General features: G+C 70.4%; 15 protein-coding genes and 1 pseudogene. 7 read left to right on the top strand and 9 right to left on the bottom strand.

Going from position 1 to position 16,188, the window contains the following annotated elements; translation table 11 throughout:
* Positions 1-122: 122 nt before the first annotated feature.
* A complete protein-coding gene (locus tag ACFYXU_RS22395; protein ID WP_389459457.1) occupies positions 123-1,709 on the bottom strand; it encodes a phospholipase in 1,587 nt (528 codons plus the stop codon).
* A 762-nt stretch (positions 1,710-2,471) separates the two neighbouring features.
* Positions 2,472-2,635 (bottom strand): annotated as a pseudogene (locus tag ACFYXU_RS22390) (IS5/IS1182 family transposase); the annotation flags it as partial.
* Between the two features lie 602 nt (positions 2,636-3,237).
* On the opposite strand from ACFYXU_RS22390, the gene ACFYXU_RS22385 reads away from it, so the two are divergent.
* The 3 genes from ACFYXU_RS22385 (at position 3,238) to ACFYXU_RS22375 (ending at position 5,739) form a co-directional block, all read left to right on the top strand.
* A complete protein-coding gene (locus ACFYXU_RS22385) occupies positions 3,238-4,332 on the top strand; it encodes a metallophosphoesterase (RefSeq protein WP_389459455.1) in 1,095 nt (364 codons plus the stop codon).
* A 142-nt stretch (positions 4,333-4,474) separates the two neighbouring features.
* Positions 4,475-4,795, top strand: a complete 321-nt coding sequence (locus ACFYXU_RS22380) for a hypothetical protein (RefSeq protein ID WP_389459452.1) — start codon at positions 4,475-4,477, stop codon at positions 4,793-4,795.
* A gap of 182 nt (positions 4,796-4,977) precedes the next feature.
* Positions 4,978-5,739, top strand: coding sequence for an isocitrate lyase/phosphoenolpyruvate mutase family protein (locus ACFYXU_RS22375; RefSeq protein ID WP_389459450.1), 762 nt, complete (start codon positions 4,978-4,980; stop codon positions 5,737-5,739).
* 192 nt (positions 5,740-5,931) lie between these two features.
* Here ACFYXU_RS22375 and ACFYXU_RS22370 read toward each other — a convergent pair whose 3' ends face one another.
* Together ACFYXU_RS22370 and ACFYXU_RS22365 are read right to left on the bottom strand one after the other, a co-directional pair.
* Complete coding sequence (locus tag ACFYXU_RS22370; RefSeq protein ID WP_389459448.1) at positions 5,932-6,519, bottom strand: suppressor of fused domain protein; 588 nt, start codon at positions 6,517-6,519, stop codon at positions 5,932-5,934.
* A 155-nt stretch (positions 6,520-6,674) separates the two neighbouring features.
* Positions 6,675-7,697, bottom strand: coding sequence for a LacI family DNA-binding transcriptional regulator (locus ACFYXU_RS22365; RefSeq protein ID WP_389459445.1), 1,023 nt, complete (start codon positions 7,695-7,697; stop codon positions 6,675-6,677).
* Positions 7,698-8,202: 505 nt separating this feature from the next.
* On the opposite strand from ACFYXU_RS22365, the gene ACFYXU_RS22360 reads away from it, so the two are divergent.
* Complete coding sequence (locus tag ACFYXU_RS22360) at positions 8,203-10,434, top strand: RICIN domain-containing protein (protein ID WP_389459441.1); 2,232 nt, start codon at positions 8,203-8,205, stop codon at positions 10,432-10,434.
* 49 nt (positions 10,435-10,483) lie between these two features.
* Here ACFYXU_RS22360 and ACFYXU_RS22355 read toward each other — a convergent pair whose 3' ends face one another.
* Positions 10,484-11,194: a hypothetical protein gene (locus tag ACFYXU_RS22355; protein ID WP_389459438.1), complete on the bottom strand. Its 711-nt coding sequence runs from the start codon at positions 11,192-11,194 to the stop codon at positions 10,484-10,486.
* A gap of 372 nt (positions 11,195-11,566) precedes the next feature.
* A complete protein-coding gene (locus tag ACFYXU_RS22350; protein WP_389459435.1) occupies positions 11,567-12,379 on the bottom strand; it encodes an SAM-dependent methyltransferase in 813 nt (270 codons plus the stop codon).
* A 215-nt stretch (positions 12,380-12,594) separates the two neighbouring features.
* Here ACFYXU_RS22350 and ACFYXU_RS22345 point away from each other — a divergent pair, with 215 nt between their 5' ends.
* On the top strand, positions 12,595-12,978 hold the full coding sequence (locus ACFYXU_RS22345; protein ID WP_376511933.1) for a hypothetical protein: 384 nt from the start codon (positions 12,595-12,597) through the stop codon (positions 12,976-12,978).
* A 118-nt stretch (positions 12,979-13,096) separates the two neighbouring features.
* On the opposite strand, the gene ACFYXU_RS22340 is transcribed toward ACFYXU_RS22345, so the two are convergent.
* Together ACFYXU_RS22340 and ACFYXU_RS22335 are read right to left on the bottom strand one after the other, a co-directional pair.
* Positions 13,097-13,288, bottom strand: a complete 192-nt coding sequence (locus ACFYXU_RS22340; RefSeq protein WP_376511935.1) for a hypothetical protein — start codon at positions 13,286-13,288, stop codon at positions 13,097-13,099.
* Between the two features lie 216 nt (positions 13,289-13,504).
* Complete coding sequence (locus tag ACFYXU_RS22335; protein WP_389459432.1) at positions 13,505-14,425, bottom strand: hypothetical protein; 921 nt, start codon at positions 14,423-14,425, stop codon at positions 13,505-13,507.
* A gap of 298 nt (positions 14,426-14,723) precedes the next feature.
* Here ACFYXU_RS22335 and ACFYXU_RS22330 point away from each other — a divergent pair, with 298 nt between their 5' ends.
* The gene (locus ACFYXU_RS22330; RefSeq protein WP_389459430.1) at positions 14,724-15,128 is read left to right on the top strand and encodes a VOC family protein; all 405 of its coding nucleotides are present in this window, start codon (positions 14,724-14,726) and stop codon (positions 15,126-15,128) included.
* A gap of 46 nt (positions 15,129-15,174) precedes the next feature.
* Positions 15,175-15,585, top strand: a complete 411-nt coding sequence (locus tag ACFYXU_RS22325) for a hypothetical protein (RefSeq protein WP_389459428.1) — start codon at positions 15,175-15,177, stop codon at positions 15,583-15,585.
* 82 nt (positions 15,586-15,667) lie between these two features.
* On the opposite strand, the gene ACFYXU_RS22320 is transcribed toward ACFYXU_RS22325, so the two are convergent.
* Positions 15,668-16,057, bottom strand: coding sequence for a VOC family protein (locus tag ACFYXU_RS22320; RefSeq protein WP_389459425.1), 390 nt, complete (start codon positions 16,055-16,057; stop codon positions 15,668-15,670).
* Positions 16,058-16,188 lie beyond the last annotated feature (131 nt).

Below are 16,188 nucleotides of genomic sequence, written 5' to 3'. Positions count from 1 at the left end.
GAAGAAGGAGGGGCAGGCGGGAGGCCGTCGCGTCACATGGTGACGCCGTCCCGGCCGACCAGGGGCCGACTGGGTCCGGCGTACCCCGCCCCCTCCTGCCGGATCACCGGTCCGGGGACTTCTCAGCCCTGGCAGATGCCGCGCGCGTAGTCGTACGTGGCGGTCGCCTGCGAGTACTTCCACTGCGGGGCGAGGAGCCCGTCCGCCAGCTGGTGGGCGGCGGCGGGGCTCTCGATCACGTAGCCGAAGTCCTGGAGCCAGGAGGGGTAGAGGTTCTTCGAGCCGATGTAGAAGGCGGCGTCGTCCACCGAGACCAGCTTGTGGTGCTGCGCGTACGGCTTGCCGTCCGCCCAGGTCGGCTTGTCCGAGGCGCGGAACGTCGCCAGCTGGAGGTTCTGGCACATCGCCGCCCGCGCCTTCGGCTCGTCGCCGGTCAGGACCTTCAGGCGGCCGCGCAGGGCGTCGCTCACTTCGGACAGGGACTTGATCTGCGAGTAGCCGCCGCTGCCGATGGCGCCTCGGTTGGCCGGGTCGCTGACGACGATGCGCACCTTCACTCCGGCGGCCAGCTTCGCGGCGAGGGTGTCGTAGAGCCGGACGTCGTAGCGCGGCAGCGGCGGGCAGGTCGCGTGCAGGTCCTGCTGCGAGATCTCGATGTGGTCGGTGGCGCTCGCGACGAGGGCGCGCAGTGCGGTCTCCTCCGGGTTCACCGTGTCGTAGTCGCGGTCGGAGTTGGTGTAGTCGTGGACGCCGATGCCGCAGGTGGTGTCGGAGGCCTTCGGCAGGACGGGGCGGAACGACGAGGAGGGGTCGCTCTGGCGGATCCCGACGCCGAGGCCTCCGACGGCCAGGGCGGGGACGTCACCGGCGGCCGGCGCGGTGGCGGTCCGGGGCAGTGTGGGCAGGCAGCCGGCGCCCTGGGAAAAGGCGAACCAGACGCTGGTCCAGCTGTTCTTGTTGCCGCAGGTCCAGTCCCACAGGGTGTCGAGGTAGCGCGCGGCGGAACCGGCGGCCGGTCCCGTCAGCGCGAGGTCGACGTCGTTCACCGGGTGGGTGGTGTCGAGGTAGTCGTCCTTCCAGCTGTTGATGCCGCCGGTGATGACCGAAGTGCCGTCCACGACGACCAGCTTGGAGTGGTTCCAGGAGAACCCGGTCCTCGACGTCGTCATCGAGGCGACGTTGAGCGTCACGTTCGCGGCCGCCGGCCCGAGCTTCGTCACCAGCTCGTCGCGGTACGAGGACGGGATGACGTTGGCGTGGTAGACGGGTGCGGCGCCGACCAGGATGCGGACCTGGAGCCGGTTGCCCTTCTGCACGGCCTCCTTCAGACCGGCCACGATCGCGTCCTGGAATCCGCCGTTCGGGAACGGGGCCAGCGTGGATATGTCCACGCTCTGCCGCGCCTCGGCGATGTCCGCGCGCACCTTCTCCAGCAGGCGGCGGGAGCCGGAACGGTCGGCGCAGGTGGCGTCGCCCCAGCAACCGGGGGTCTGGAGCAGCCATTCGGCGCCTCCGGGTGCGGAAGCGCCGAGGCGGTTGCCCTCCGTACGCTCCCAGACGGAGCCTTCCAGACCGGGAGAGACCTGGCGCAGGGACTGCTCGACGCCGTCGAGGCGCGGGGTGGGCGCCGCGGCGAGCGCGGGCGCGACGGACAGGAGGAGGCTGGAGAGCGCGAGAGGCAGGACCATCGTGCGCAGAGTGCGTGCCAAGGTGGTTCGGATCCTTGCTTTTTCTGGGGGGGTGGCTCAGGTCTACGGAGCTCGGAGGAGACCGCGACCTTGATCAACTCGCGTAAGTTACCAGCACGTAGGACCCAGTTCACCCCGTCCCACACCGTTTTCGGCCACTATCGCGACGCAGCCTGGCCCCGTGTCGGGGTCCAAGCTTTCGCCCCGTCCGGGACACGGAGCCCACTCGACGAGGTTCCAGGACGAGTGCCGTCCCCGCCCCTTTTCTCCTACTCGCGCCTCACAACCCGCAGGCCGATCCTCCACGATCCGAGAGAAGCGGCCTCGCGCCTGTCCAATGGGTCGGATGAGCTGCACCGGGACGTGGCCTACTGTTCGCTGGAACGAGGGGGGCCACATGGCGCGCGATACAGCCGAAGCAGAGGCGGGAATGAAGGGGATCACGTTTCCCGCCTGGCACGGAAAGCACTACGTGACGCTGGCTGAGCTACTGGTTCGCCTCGGCAGTTTCGGCCTGGATCTGACGTGGCGCGTCGAGTTCGACGAGATCGTCGATCCTCGCTGTGTCGAGATGGAGAGACGGTCCGCCGACGGGGGCATGGACACGTTGACGTTGCTGTCGCTGACGACCCCCTTCCTCCAGTTGATCGACGCCGAAGCACGTGGGTTCGCCGGGGACAAGCTGGTGCTCGTCCTGACCGAGTTCGACAGTTCGTTGTGGGACGTCAGGGCTGTCGACGAGCGCGTACTACCCGGGTGCCCAGGATCTCTGAATCGGGCGCTTCAGTCCGGACGGAGACATGCACGGATCGCCGCCACGGTGACCGTGTCGTGGACGTACGCCCGTGTGCCGAAGCGCGTAGCGATGGCACGGAAGTGCCTAGCCCGGTTATGGTCCGCTCGACTTCGTTGCGGCGGCGGTAGATCGCCTTGTCGAAAAAGGCGGGCCAGCTCCTTTGCGGATCCTACCGATGAGCCTTCCTGCGTCCGCACCGGACACCGACCCCTCGCATCGGAGGGACGACGACCACCTCAACCGGACCGCGCGCCAGCTGACACCGCCCCGCAGCGCGGCCGACCCCTCAGCCGCCATCCGCGCCAGCTCGCACTTCACGGCAACCACTCCACGACACACATCGTCGTCAGAATCCCGCTCTCACCAACGATTCCAAGACGCCGCAGCGCAGAGGCGCTTTCGATTGCCAGGATGCCCACCTTCAGCGAGGGGCAGTTCGCCGGGTCGCACGCACCGACCCCTTGGCCGTCAGGAGCGGGGGTCGTGATCCCTCCGGGCACGCGCGTACCCGACGCAATTCGCCCGGGGTCCGTGGCGACCGCTCCCCTGCACCGCGCCCCAGGCCCTTCGCTCCCACGAGCCGTTCGGTAACAGCTGAACAACGTTCATCTTTTCGTGCCGATCCTGCCGCTCCCTTGTGGGACAACAGATGCCATGTGCGGAGACGACGCGATACCCGAGCAAGCGGATCTGACGGAGACTCAGTGGGCCGGGAGTCTGGGACTTCCGAGCCGACGCACCACCCAGCCCGCCGTGCACCGGCGGACCCTGCTGGCCTCGATGGTGGCGGGCGCCACCCTCGCCGCCCTGCCGGGACGGGCCGCTGCTGCCGCCCCGGCCCTCGCGGACGGCCCGGGCAAGTTCCCGCTCCCGACCGGCGTCGGCCGGGACGGCGCGTTGTCGGTGCTGCTCACCGGCGACGCGGGGACCGGGGAAGCCGCCCAGTACGCGGTGGCCTCGGCCGCGCGCCAGATCTGCGCGGCCGAGGACGTGCGCCTGGCCGTCGGCCTCGGCGACAACATCTACGAGAACGGTCCCGAGTCCGACCACGACTCCGAGTTCGCCACCAAGTTCGAGCAGCCCAACACCGGCATCGACGTCCCCTGGCTCATGGTGCTCGGCAACCACGACTGCTCCGGCATCATCCCCGGCAGCGGCGGCGACCCCTCCCGCGGCGACCGCGAGGTGGCCTACGCGGCGACCTCTCCCCGGTGGTACATGCCGGCCCGGTACTACTCCGTGGCCGTGCCCGCCGCCCCCGGGGACGGCACGCCGCTCGTGGAGTTCTTCGCCCTCGACACGAACCCCGTGGCCTCCACCGTCACGCAGACCGACCCGTACTACCAGTGGGACGGCCCGTACATGCGCGAGCAGCGCCGCTGGCTCGACGACGCGTTGTCCCGGTCCCGGGCCAGGTGGAAGGTCGTGCTCGGCCACCACCCGTATCTGAACAACGGACAGCACGGCAACGCCGGGCGCTACGACGGGTTCCTCGTCGGGCACTACACGCGCGGCATCCACCTCAAGGAACTGTACGAGGAGGTCGTCTGCGGACGCGCCGACCTGATCCTCTCCGGCCACGACCACACGCTCCAGGTACTCGAACCCACCACGGCCGGCCGGGGCACCCGGCAGATCGTGTGCGGTGCCGCGGGCAAGACGGGCGACGGTCGGGCACACGGATCGACCCCGGCCCGCTGGCAGAACTTCTCCCAGCACGGATTCATGATCGCCAAGGTGACCGGGGCGCAACTGACCCTGAACGCCTACACCGTCGACGTCGCCACCGCCCGCGCCACCCTGGCCCACTCCTCGTCCGTCCGCCCCCTACGGGTCACGGCCGGCTGATCCCGGACGAAGCCAAGACTTCTTCCGCGTCGCAGCACGTCCGAGCCGTCACGGGGGGCTCACCGGATACTTGCTTGCGCAACCCATCTCACTGCGTGAGCGTCTCACTCGGTGAAAGACGGCAGGCGACCAGGGAGAGCACATGGCGAACAGCGACACGAGGACCGACGCGGCGGACGAGAAGGACCGCGAGAAGTGGATAGCGCGTTTCCAGGTGCGACTGGCCATGCAGCCGGGCGTCGACCGGGCGGTGGTGCTCCAGGCGGTCAAGAACGTCACGTTTCACTGCGCGGAGACGGGAGAGCAGCCGCGGGCCGCGTTCGGCGACCCGGACGAGTACGCCGTACGGGTCGCCGAACAGCTCGTACCGGCGGACCGCGCCGCGCGCGCGAGGCAGCGCAACGCCGTGGTGGACACGCTCGACTCCGTCCTCAAGAAGGCCCGCGACGTCACCGGCCTCTGACTCCGCACGACGCGTCCGCCACGGCGCCCGAGACGGGGCGCCGGTCCGGAGTCCCGAGGACGGCGTCGGGGGCTCGCCCTCGTGCCTCAGTACGGCAGCGGGGTGGTGCGGTGCAGTGATCCCCGGGGCGTTGCGCGGCGTCGCCGCACGGGTTTCGCGCAGGTCAGAGGTAGCGTCCCGGCATGGACTCTCAGACGACCGTGGAACGCGCACAGCGCCTCCGGCAGCTTCACTCCGACGTCAGGCCGCTCGTGCTTCCGACCGTGTGGGACGTCTGGTCCGCGCGGACGGCGGTCGGCGCCGGATTCCCCGCGCTGACGGTCGGCAGCCACCCCCTCGCCGAGTCGCGTGGCGCGGAGGACCATGAGGGCCAGACCTTCGAAGAGGTTCTCGCCGCCGTCACTCCGATCATCGCCGCGGTGGACGTCCCCGTGTCGGTGGACCTGGAAGCGGGCTACGGACAGTCCCCCGCCGACCTCATCGCCGGGCTCGTCGAGGTGGGCGGCGTCGGACTCAACCTCGAGGACACCGTCCACTCCGAGGGCGGGCGCATGCGCACGACACAGGAGCACGCGGAGTTCATCGGCGGACTCCGCGCGGCGGCCGACGATGCGGGCGTGCCGGTCTGGGTCAACGCCCGCACCGACCTCTTCCAGAACGCCGAGGACCCCTCCGGTGTCCTGGGCCAGGCGATCGAGCGCCTGCTCGCGATGGAGCGGGCTGGGGCCGACAGCGTGTATCCGGTGAGCATCCAGGACAGCGACGAGCTGCTCGCGGCCGTGATCGCCGCCGTCTCGGTCCCGGTGAACACCACGGCCCACCCCGTACGGCACGATCTGGAACGCTTCCGCCGCCTCGGCGTCGGCAGGATCACCTACGGCCCCCTGCTGCAGTTCGCGATGACGGATGCGATGCGGCACATGCTCCAGCCGTGGTCTTCCTGAGCCTCCGCACCACGGGAGCGCCGCGGCAGGCGGATCACCCGAGACGCGGTACGCCGCCCGCCCCGGGCGGGAGTCCGGCCGCCGCGGTCGTCAGCGCGCCCCGCAAGCGAGTCGCGGTGCGCACCAGCACGTCGCCGGGCCGGACGGCAGGGCCCGGCCGGGGAGACGGTCAGGCCTTACGGAAGGACGGCGCTAGACCACGGACGGGCGCTGCGGGTCGACGGGATCGATGGCCCGCTCGTCGAAGAGGCTCTCCAGGGCCTCAAGGCCGTGTTCGCGCCTGTGGTCCTTCTCCGCCTCGGTGATCGGCAGCAGCCACAGCAGTCGGGCGTGGGCCGTCTCGTCCCAGGCGCAGACCTCGAAATCAGGGCCGTACGGGTACGGCAGGCTGATCAAGTAGTGGTCGCACCGGGAGTCGTCGAGCCACGGCCTCCCGATGGGGACGGTGTGCCCGACGTCCAGGCGCTGATGGTCCCGGCCGCAGTGGTAGTACGCGTTCACCGTGAGGCTCTCCCGGTTCAGCCGGTCGTCCCGTGGGGCCGCGAGGAAGAACTCCGTACCGTGCCCGTCCTCCTGGGTCGCCGCCCAGCAGCCGGACGTCACGTACACCCACCACTCGCCCGGTCCGGCAGGCTGGATCCGGAACACCCGGAAGCCGGGCACCCGCTCCTCGATGGGCCCGTCGGCGCCCGGCAACTCGTCGATGACCCGCCCGGGGAAGTGCCGCTGCAGATGCGCGCGCAAGGCCGCCCGGGCGGCGAGAGGGGAAACGGAAGACATGCTCCGATCATGGCAGCCGCCTCGGCTGTCGATCACGACGGGGCTCCTCGCGGGGATGGGAGCCGGCCGCGTGGCGTGCGGATCACGGCGGGCCGGCGGTGCATGATCCGGGAGACGGAACGTTGCTCCGCCCCGCGCCCCCGACGGCCGGTCTTCTACCCGGCCCCGGACCCGGCCGCGCGCTTCGCGGCCGGACCGCTGCTGTCCCGGACCACCAGTTCCGGCGGGAGCATCCGGTGGGGCGTCGCAGGTTCCCGGCCCGCCGCCGCGTCGAGCAAGAGGGACACCGCGCTCCGCGCCATCTGACGCCGGGGCAGGACCACGCTGGTCATCGACGGCCGGAAGGACGGTCCGGCGGGGCAGTCGTCGTAGGCGACCACGGACAGGTCGAAGGGTACGGTGCGGTTCGCCGCCTGGGCCGCCTCGACCGCTCCCGTCGCCAGGACGTCATGCGTCGCGAACAGCCCCGTGACCTCGGGATACGCGGCCAGCGCGAACCGGGCCGCGTCGAACGCAGCCCGGAAGGACGGCTCGTGGACGAAGTGCACCCTGTCCTCCCGGACTTCCCTCCCCCGTTCCGTGAAAGCCCTCTTGAAGCCTTCGACGCGCCGGGCGTGCGCGGGACTCGCGAGGACGACGACGTGCTCGTGTCCCAGGTCGCGCAGGTGCCGGCCCGCGAGCAGGCCGCCCTTCTCGTAGTCGACGGTCACCATCGGGAACTGCGGAGGCGCGTCGGTCTCCCAGGCGCACAGGGCCACCGGGAACCGCGCGTCGGCGAGCAGGGGCAGGTGGTCGAGGAGGTCCTGGTCGCCCGCGACCAGGAGGGCGTCGACCGAGCGGCTCGTCAGCCCCGCGAGATGCCGGCGCGCCCGGTCGCCGCTCCTGCGCGTGGTGCACAGCAGAAGGTGGTGGCCGTGCTCGTCCAGCGCGTCCTCGACCTCCTCCACCAGGTCCGCGTAGAACGCGGTGCCGACGGTGGGGACGAACAGGCCGACCGTGCGCGTGGACCCGGTGGCCAGGGACCGGGCCACGAGGTTCGGTACGTAGCCGAGTTCGTCGATCGCCACGCGGACGCGCGCGGCGGTGTCCGGGCGGACCCCCACCCGGCCGGTGACGACGTTCGAAACGGTCTGCTTCGTCACGCCGGCTCGCCGGGCCACGTCCTGCATCGTCACCATGAGGAACCTCATCCGACCGTTCGGAGCCGAGGTCGGCAAGGTAGCCGGGCTCCGCACTCCGGTCAACGCGGCCCGGGGCGCCCTTGGTTGTCCGCAGCGGACCCCGTGTGCGAATCCGTTTGTTTGTGCGGGGAATTTTGACAAGAGCCTTGTTTTACCGGTCAAAGGAGCCCTACCTTCCCTCGTATCGGCAGGTCCCGCGACCCGGTCCACCCGCCGACGACCCCGCGCTGCCCGGGAGACACCACCTTGCCGCCCGGACGGGCGGCAAGCTCCTCCTGTCCCGACGGTGAACGCACCCTTCACACGGCATCGTTCCGCCGCTCCCCCCGCAGCACATCCGCAACGACACCAGGTCCGGGCCAAGGGCCCTCGGCCGCCGACAGCCCGTTCGACGCGGCGCTCCGGGGCTGACGGCACCCGGCCCGGCCCGCGGCTGCCCCTCTCCCGAGGACGCCGACATCCCCCGCGTACACACCCTCCCCCACAACGACGAGGAGTCCTCGTGTCAGCTCCCAGACGAAGGCTGTTCGGTGCGGCGGTCGCGCTGACCGTCGCCGCAGGCGCAGGTGCCCTGCTCCCGGGCCCGGCCGCGGCGGCGCCGGACGCGGCCGCCACGTACACCGTCTCCGTCGGGTCCAAGGGGTCGTGGACCCACCCGACGGACACGCCCGCCGCGCCGTACATCGACAAGGACGGCACCTTCTACTACCAGCAGTCCCACGCCCTCTACGGCGCGAGCGACCCGCGCAAGTGGGAGTTCTACACCGGCGCGAACCTCGACACCGCGACCCGCTCCGGCGCGATCAGCGACGCGGTCAACCCGGCCAACGCCAACGACAAGAACAACGACACCACGTGGCGCTGTAACAACAGCCCCACGGGCGTCGAGGCGTCCTCCGCGCCGACCGGGTCCGGCTACGCGCAGAAGAACTACTGCGACCTGGCCGGCGTCTGGGTCGACCCGGACACCGGCGACTGGTACGGCCTCGTCCACAACGAGTTCACGCCACAGCCCTTCGGCGACGGCCTGCACTTCGACGCCATCGACTACGCGGTCTCCAAGGACCAGGGTCGTACGTGGTCGATCAAGGACCACGTCATCACCTCCCCCTACAGCACCACCCGCGGCGACACCTCGGCCTTCCCGCAGCAGACGTACGACTACGGCGACGGCGACCAGCGGCTCTTCGTCGACACGGCCTCCGGCTACTTCTACGCCTTCTACGGCTCGCGCATCGTGAACAAGGGTGGCAGCTGGGGGGCCTTCTACAGCCACGTGGCCCGCGCGCCGATCGCCGGCAAGATGGCGCCCTCCTCCTGGCAGAAGTGGTACGACGGGGCCTGGTCGCAGCCCGGCAAGGGCGGCAAGGAAAGTAACATGGTGCCCGTCGGCGCCTCCAGCACCACCGGCTACACGCCGACGAACAAGGAGTACAGCCCGCTCAACGCGGGCACCATCAGCCAGCAGGTGGCCGCGGGCACCATGCCGGCCACGTCCCCGCTGTTCGTCATGGACATCACCTACAACGCCTACCTCGGGCTCTACATCGGCGAACCGCAGAACGTCGACCAGAGCGGCAACGCGTCCCAGGAGATCTACGCCACCGACGACCTGACCGAGCAGAAGTGGTTCCGTCTCGGTGACACCGGCACCTACAAGAACGCCTCCTGGTACCGCTGGTTCCTCGACTCCGCGAACCGGACGAGCACCGGCATCGTCGGCAAGGACTTCCGCTCCTACTGCTCCTTCGGATGCTCGAACGGATCGTCCGGCGAGTACGTCAACCTGACCATCGGCAGCTCCGCCCCCGCCGCGCCGATCGACACGGCCTCCGCCTACCGGATCTCCAGTGCCGGAGGCCGGACCCTCGCCCAGGTGGCGGGCGGTTCCACCACCACCTCGATCGCCTCTCCCACGGGCTCCGCCCTGGAGTCGTGGGTCTTCAAGGCCAACGGAGACGGCTCGTACCGGATCACCAACGCGTCCACCGGCCAACTCCTGGGCGTGGACTCCGCCCAGAACGCCGGTCGCGCCTGGGGTGCCAAGCCGACCGTCACCACGGCGCCCGCCGGCGGCCCCACGGTCGGCCAGCAGTGGTGGGTCATCCCCGGCGCCTCCGCCGCCGACGACTCTCCCACCGGTACGTACCGCCTGGTCAACCGCTACAGCGGGCTCGTGATCGGACTGTCCGGCACCACGAGCCGGCTCGCCGAGACCACCCCGACCCGCACCTGGGCCAACACCACCGGGAACACCGTCGGGGGCACGCGCACCGCCGACGAGCAGGTGCTGACCCTCACGCCGACGGGAGCCGCGCCCAGCACGCTCAACGGCATCCACACGCTCGTCGCCAACGGCAAGGCCCTCGACGACCCCGACCACAGCACCACGTCCGGGACCCAGCTCATCACCTGGACGCCGACCGGGGGCGCCAACCAGAACTGGAGGTTCACGCAGCGGGCCGACGGTTCCTACGAGATCGCGAACGTCGAGTCCGGACTCTGCGCCGACGTCGAGGGCTCGTCGACGACGGCGGGGGCCAGGGTCGTCCAGTGGACCTGCACCGGCGCCGCCAACCAGCGCTGGAACGTCCTCCGCCAGGCCAACGGCTTCTACAAGGTGACGTCGGCGCTGAGCGGACGGCTCCTGACCACGGCCTCCACGGCGAACGGCGCCCTGGTGACGCAGCAGTCGGACACCGGATCGACGCTCCAGCTGTGGACGATCGGCTGATTCCTTCCGAAGGGGTTCGCGTGCGCGCCGAGCGGGCCGGAGGCACTCCTCAGGGGGCATCCGGCCCGCTCGTGCTTCCCGCTTCGCGCGCGGCACTCGGCTCGGTCGTGATCCTCGATTCGCTCGCGGTACTCGGCCCGTCCGTGGTGTAAGGCAAGCTCGCGGCACCCAGCCCGCTCGTGGTACCAGGTGCGCTCGCGTTCCGTGACGGGCGGTCGCGCGGCAGGCAGGATCGTGCCTCGGAGAAGTTCGCGAGCAGCCGGTCGAACGGCGTCCCCCGGACGCCGCGTACGTGCTCGTCGAAGAAGGCGCGCAGGCAGGCGCGGGTGATCGCCGTGGTGCGCAGCCCCGAGGTCCGCGCGCCGAGCGGCAGTCCGAACTGCTCGGCCAGGAGCCCGAGATCGGTGAAGGACGGGTGCCGGGCGCCCGCCACCACCAGCCAACGCTTCCAGCCCGTCAGGAGCGGCCAGTCGCGGGCCCAGGTGTCGGCGGCGGAGCCGTCGCTGGGAGCGTACTGGCCGTCCCGGCCGAGGAACAGGAACGGGCGGTCCAGACCCGCGTCCGGTATCAACGGGTCGGTGCTGCCGTCCACGTTGCTGCCCGCGCGGATGCGCTCGTCCGAGATCATCGCCGCGATCGTGGCCGCGCCGCCGAAGGAATGCCCGGCCATGCCGATCCGGTCCGGTGCCAGCGCCTCGGCGCCTTCCCACGGCGGACTGCTGCCGAAGAGCTGGTCGAGCACGAAGGACGTCGCGGGCACGGCATGGGTGCGTACCGTGCTGAGCGCGTGCGGTGCGAGGGAGTGCTGCGACCCGGCCAGGACGTACGACGATTCCGTCGGCGTCAGGTAGGGGCCCCCGGACCGTGGGTGTCCACGGCCGGGCACCAGATCGAGATCATCAGCTCGCGCGTCGGCACCTCCGGGACCGAGGGATCCGGTCGGGAGACGTCCACGAGGTACGACGACGCGACGCCGACGGGGTGCGACCCGGTCGGCGTCGGCAAGGTGGGTATGACCATGCATCGCATGGTCTTGGCCCGCGCCTGTCCGCGCCATCGGGGACATCCCTGATGTATCGCTGTCGGCTTGAGGCCGGCGCCACGACGCTCGATTCGCGGCTCGACGCCCACCTCACGGCTTGCGGGCGACTCCACCCGCGATGCACTGCTGGGCCGCGTTCCGCCCGGTCTGCGGGTCGTCCCGTCGCCAGTCGGCGCAGCGCACCAGTCCCGGGTCGACCATCTCCAGACCGTCGAACAGCTCCATCAGCTGCTCCCTCGTCGCGAAGGTGCCGCTGCCCATCATGCTGTGCAGGAACATGCTCTCCATCATGCGCGCGGTCTCGCTGTACTCGTCCTCCGGGTCGAGGAAGTGGCTGAGCGCCACATAGGAGCCGGGCGGGAGTGCGGCGACGTACGCGCTCATGATGTCCTTGCGCGGGCGGGTCGTCTCGCCGTTGTAGTGGTGCAGGGTGCCCATGTGGAGCAGGGCGATCGGCTTCTCCCAGTCCAGGTGCGTGCGTACGACGTCGTTCGCGAGCAGCCGCTCCGGCTCGAAGATGTCCTCGGAGACGACGACAGCGGTACGGCTCTCCTCCAGCAGCGCGCGACTGTGGGCGAGCACGAGGGGATCGTTGTCGACGTAGACGACGCGTGCGCCCGGGTCGACGCGCTGCACCACCTGGTGGGTGTTCTCGGCGGTCGGGAGGCCGGAGCCGCAGTCCAGGAACTGGGTGATGCCGGCCTCACCCGCCAGGAATCGGCACGCGCGGATCAGGAAGGCACGGTTCTCCACCGCGAGGTCCGCGGCTTCGGGGGCGGCCTTCATCACGCCGCGGACCACCTCGCGGTCCACCTCGTAGTTGTCGGTGCCGTTGAGGAAGGCGTCGTAGACGCGGGCGATGCTGGGCTTGGTGGGGTCGATGTAGGACGGCGTTCCGGACATGAGGCCTCACAGGCAGTCGCGACGATCCCGGTCGATCAGCAGCCTCTCATCCCGTGGCACCCGCGGACTGTCCCCCGGGCGTGTGATGGCGGTGGCGTCTCGACGACGCCGAGCGGATGTGCGAGAGCGCCCGCCCGCCATTCACACCAGTCCTTACCATCGGGTAACTTGCAGGCACTCGTGCACGGCACATCCATCGGTGAGGGAGACACGGCATGGTTGACACCAGGACGTCCGCTCGGCTGCTCAGCGGCCTGCTGATCGGGGCCGGAGTGACCCACTTCGTCGCGCCCCGCCCGTTCGACGCGACCGTGCCCCGGTCCCTGCCCGGTTCGCCGCGGACGTGGACCCGTCTGAGCGGCATCGCGGAGATCGCCGTCGGCGCGGCGGTCGCACACCCCCGGACACGCGGCACGGGCGCACTGGCGGCGGCAGGGCTGTTCGTCGCCGTGTTCCCGGCGAACGTGAAGATGGCGTACGACTGGCGGCACCGGCCCGCGCCGCTCCGGGCCGCCGCGCTGGCCCGGCTCCCGCTTCAGGTGCCGCTCGTGGTCTGGGCGGCACGGCTCCACAAGGCCGCGTCCTCCAAGGACCGTTGATCACGAGGGGGCGGCGGGGCACCGCCAGGGGCGTTCCGCCCGCGCCTTCCGGCCTGTCGTTGTGGTCCCGATGCCGCCGGCGACCCGTCCAGGCGGGGCGCCGGCGGCCGGGTGCCGCTCAGGAACGCGACCAGCGGCGTCTGGAGGTGTTGTGCGACCCGCGGGCTCCCACACCCGCGAGGTGCAGGGCCAGGACCGTGAGCCCGAGCAGCATCACATTCGTCGAGGTGAACACGTCGTTGGTGCCGATGTCAGCGGCGTTGATCAGGAAAGCGATGAAGAACAGTACGGCTGCGGCCGCGCCAAGCATGAGGAGCTCCTCTCCCTAGGTTCCGTCCGCATGCCCCCGCACCCCGCCCGCACACCTGTGCGGCGCGCCTTCGGGCGCTGATCGACGGACCGCTTCCGCCGCGGCTGGCTCTCCCCACCCTCAGGGCGTACGGAGGATGACGATCGGCCGCACAGACCTCACATAATCCTGCCGCGAGGACGCGTGGCTCCCGTGCCACGGTGGAACGGCAGCCCCTCAGCCGGCCAGAGGCTGCCAGACTCCGTCCTGGGCGGGATCCAGACCGCTGCGCCACACCAGCGCCCCGTCGAGCAGGCCCGGCGCGTCCCGTACCGCCAGGGCGGGACTGTGCAGCATGTCGGCCATGTCCTCCAGGTAGGTGAGCAACGTGTCCCGCTCTTCCAGGTATTCGTCGTCGCGGTAGCGCGACCAGCGCCCCAGGAAGCCGGACTCGACGTCCAGATACAGGCCCGAGGTGCGATCGCGGACGTCTCGGGAGATCACCGGAATCCACGAGGCCCGCCACCGGGCGTCCTCCCCCTCGCGGACGGGCACGAGGTCCCTCATCCGCTCCCGGTAGTGACTCCCGGCCTGCTCCAACGACATGAGGGCCGTGTTGCCGGGCAGGCAGCCCGCCCACCGCACGCCGTCGTCCCCGGCGACCAGCCGCCACAGGGCCCGCAACTCGGCTGGGATACGTACCCCCAGCCCCCACCCGAACGCCTCGACGGCCTCCCCGCCCAGGCCGGGCCGCAGGGCCGCGTGGGACGCCGGGGCGTGCGCGGCCAGCCAGGCGGCGATCCGTCCCCAGGCGTCCTCCACCTGGCGCACGACCACGGCCTCGCCAACGCCCTCGTCTCGCGGCCCCTGACTGCGGTCGTGGTGCCGATCGCCGCCGGGCGGAGCCTCGGGCGGGGACGGCCGCACGGCCACGATGTGGACCCGTTCCGGCTCACGGATGTAGTGCACGGCCAGGGCGGGACAGTCCTCGAACGTCTCGCCGTCGATCAGCACCACACGCCCCCGAGGGAACGAGGCCGGCCGACCTCTGTCCGGGTCCTCGGCCAACTGCCCGATCAGCACCTTCAACGCGTAGGGCACACCGTCCCCGAGCAGAGCCGCGCGCTCGCGTATGAGGTCCTCGATCTGCACGTCCATGTCTCGCACGCTCCTCACTCGTCACGACGCACCCGCGCCTGCCACCGGCCCGGACGAGCGGCCTCGGTGGTCAGCTGTTGAATACCACGGCGCACCGACATCGCCCGGAGAACGACTCGTCCGACCGTGCGGGATCCGTGGCCGACGTCGAGACTCATCCGGGTTCCCCGCGTGCTGGTGCATCCGGGGTGCGCAGGAGCAGGGAAGAGCAGGAGACGGCTGCATCCGCAGACCATCGGCGTGTGCGATGCATCGGACCGGGAGTGCGCGCCCTCCCCTGAGACGCGGGAGTCGGGACATGGACGTGGAAGAGGAAGTCACCGCCCTTCACGCGTACCTCAGCTACTCCGACGCCGCGGCGGGCATCAGCTGGCTGGAGGCCCTGGGGTTCGTCACCCTGGTACGCCAGGAGGGCGGAAACGGGCGCGTCTCGCATGCCGAGCTCCGGCTGGGCCAGGCCGTGGTGATGGTCTCGAGCGCGGACGCGGACTACGACGTCCCCCCGCTCAAGAAGTGGTCGACGGGGTCCGGAATCTATCTCGTCACTTCTGATGTCGGCTCACTGCACGAGCGCGCGGTACGAGCCGGCGGCCGGTCCGTGTTCCCTCCCGAGGAGACGGAGTGGGGCAGCACGCGCGCCCGTGTGCTCGATCCGGAAGGCCACGAGTGGAGCTTCGGTACGTACGCTCCGGGCCGGTCCTGAAGGGCCGCCGGGCCGGAGGTCCTGGTGGGTGGCTAGAGTCAGGGACATGGCGACACCAGTGCTGCAAGCGGTCGAGGCGGGCGGGACGACCTGGGACGACCCCTCCGAGGAGCAGCTCCACGACCTGCTGGCCGACATGAGTCTCGGGTCACGGTTCGTCGTCGTGCGGCGACTCGATCTGGAGCCCGCGGACCAGCACTACATGCAGGTCTATCTCCAAGACGACCTGAGCTATCAAGTGGAATACCGCGCCGGAGGGCCGGACCAGCACTTCCAGACGTGGATTCCGCGCACGCACGGGATCTTCGCGGTGGAACCCGTGGCTGAGCTGCTTCAGGGCTGGGCTCGCGAGCGACCTGGCTGGCGCGACGGTGTTTCCTGGGTTCCGTGGTCCCCGACGGAATCATGCGCCCGTCATCAACGAGATGCGGACGCCCCGGCCGATCGGCAGGTCTAGCACGGCCTCGTCCGGGCTCGCATGAGGTACGGCGGTGGTGGGGGGTCGCACTCCATGCTGGAGTGCGACCCCCGACGTCTCGTTACGAGGTCCAGCCGCCGTACGGCACGGTGATGAGCTCCATGAGGTGCCCCGCCGGGTCGATGAAGTACACTCCGCGGCCGCCGTCGTTGTGATTGATCGCGCCGGGCCGCTTCCGGTGGGGGTCGGCGTAATGCTCGATGCCGCGCCGTGCGATCTGCGCGTAGGCCGCGTCGAACTCTTCTTCGGAGATCAGGAAGGCGTAGTGCTGAGGGGTGATGCTGCCCTCGGGGATGGTGGCGAAGTCCAACGTGACGCCATTGCTCAGGGCGACCGCGATGAACGGACCCCACTCGGCGGCGATCTCGAGATCAAGCAGGTTCGCGAAGAATTCCGCGGACTCCCGGTTGTCCCGGGCGTGGACGATCGTGTGGTTCAACTGGACTGACAAGGAATGCCTCCGACGGCATGTCCCGACACCTCCATGCCTCACCCGGCCGATGACCGACACGCGATGTCGTCGTAGATCTGAGTCGCTGTCGTCCAGGCAGGAGTTCCAGGAAGACCGCCTGACCGAGCCAA

Source organism: Streptomyces sp. NPDC002232, from assembly GCF_042890295.1.
Lineage (GTDB): Bacteria > Actinomycetota > Actinomycetes > Streptomycetales > Streptomycetaceae > Streptomyces.
This window is presented reverse-complemented; position numbering and strand designations above follow the sequence as displayed.

Coding starts and splice junctions, on each gene's coding strand:
- ACFYXU_RS22325 (WP_389459428.1), top strand. CDS start 15,175: ATGGCGACACCAGTGCTGCAAGCGGTCGAGGCGGGCGGGACGACCTGG.
- ACFYXU_RS22380 (WP_389459452.1), top strand. CDS start 4,475: ATGGCGAACAGCGACACGAGGACCGACGCGGCGGACGAGAAGGACCGC.
- ACFYXU_RS22350 (WP_389459435.1), bottom strand. CDS start 12,379: ATGTCCGGAACGCCGTCCTACATCGACCCCACCAAGCCCAGCATCGCC.
- ACFYXU_RS22340 (WP_376511935.1), bottom strand. CDS start 13,288: ATGCTTGGCGCGGCCGCAGCCGTACTGTTCTTCATCGCTTTCCTGATC.
- ACFYXU_RS22370 (WP_389459448.1), bottom strand. CDS start 6,519: ATGTCTTCCGTTTCCCCTCTCGCCGCCCGGGCGGCCTTGCGCGCGCAT.
- ACFYXU_RS22330 (WP_389459430.1), top strand. CDS start 14,724: ATGGACGTGGAAGAGGAAGTCACCGCCCTTCACGCGTACCTCAGCTAC.
- ACFYXU_RS22375 (WP_389459450.1), top strand. CDS start 4,978: ATGGACTCTCAGACGACCGTGGAACGCGCACAGCGCCTCCGGCAGCTT.
- ACFYXU_RS22335 (WP_389459432.1), bottom strand. CDS start 14,425: ATGGACGTGCAGATCGAGGACCTCATACGCGAGCGCGCGGCTCTGCTC.
- ACFYXU_RS22365 (WP_389459445.1), bottom strand. CDS start 7,697: ATGGTGACGATGCAGGACGTGGCCCGGCGAGCCGGCGTGACGAAGCAG.
- ACFYXU_RS22345 (WP_376511933.1), top strand. CDS start 12,595: ATGGTTGACACCAGGACGTCCGCTCGGCTGCTCAGCGGCCTGCTGATC.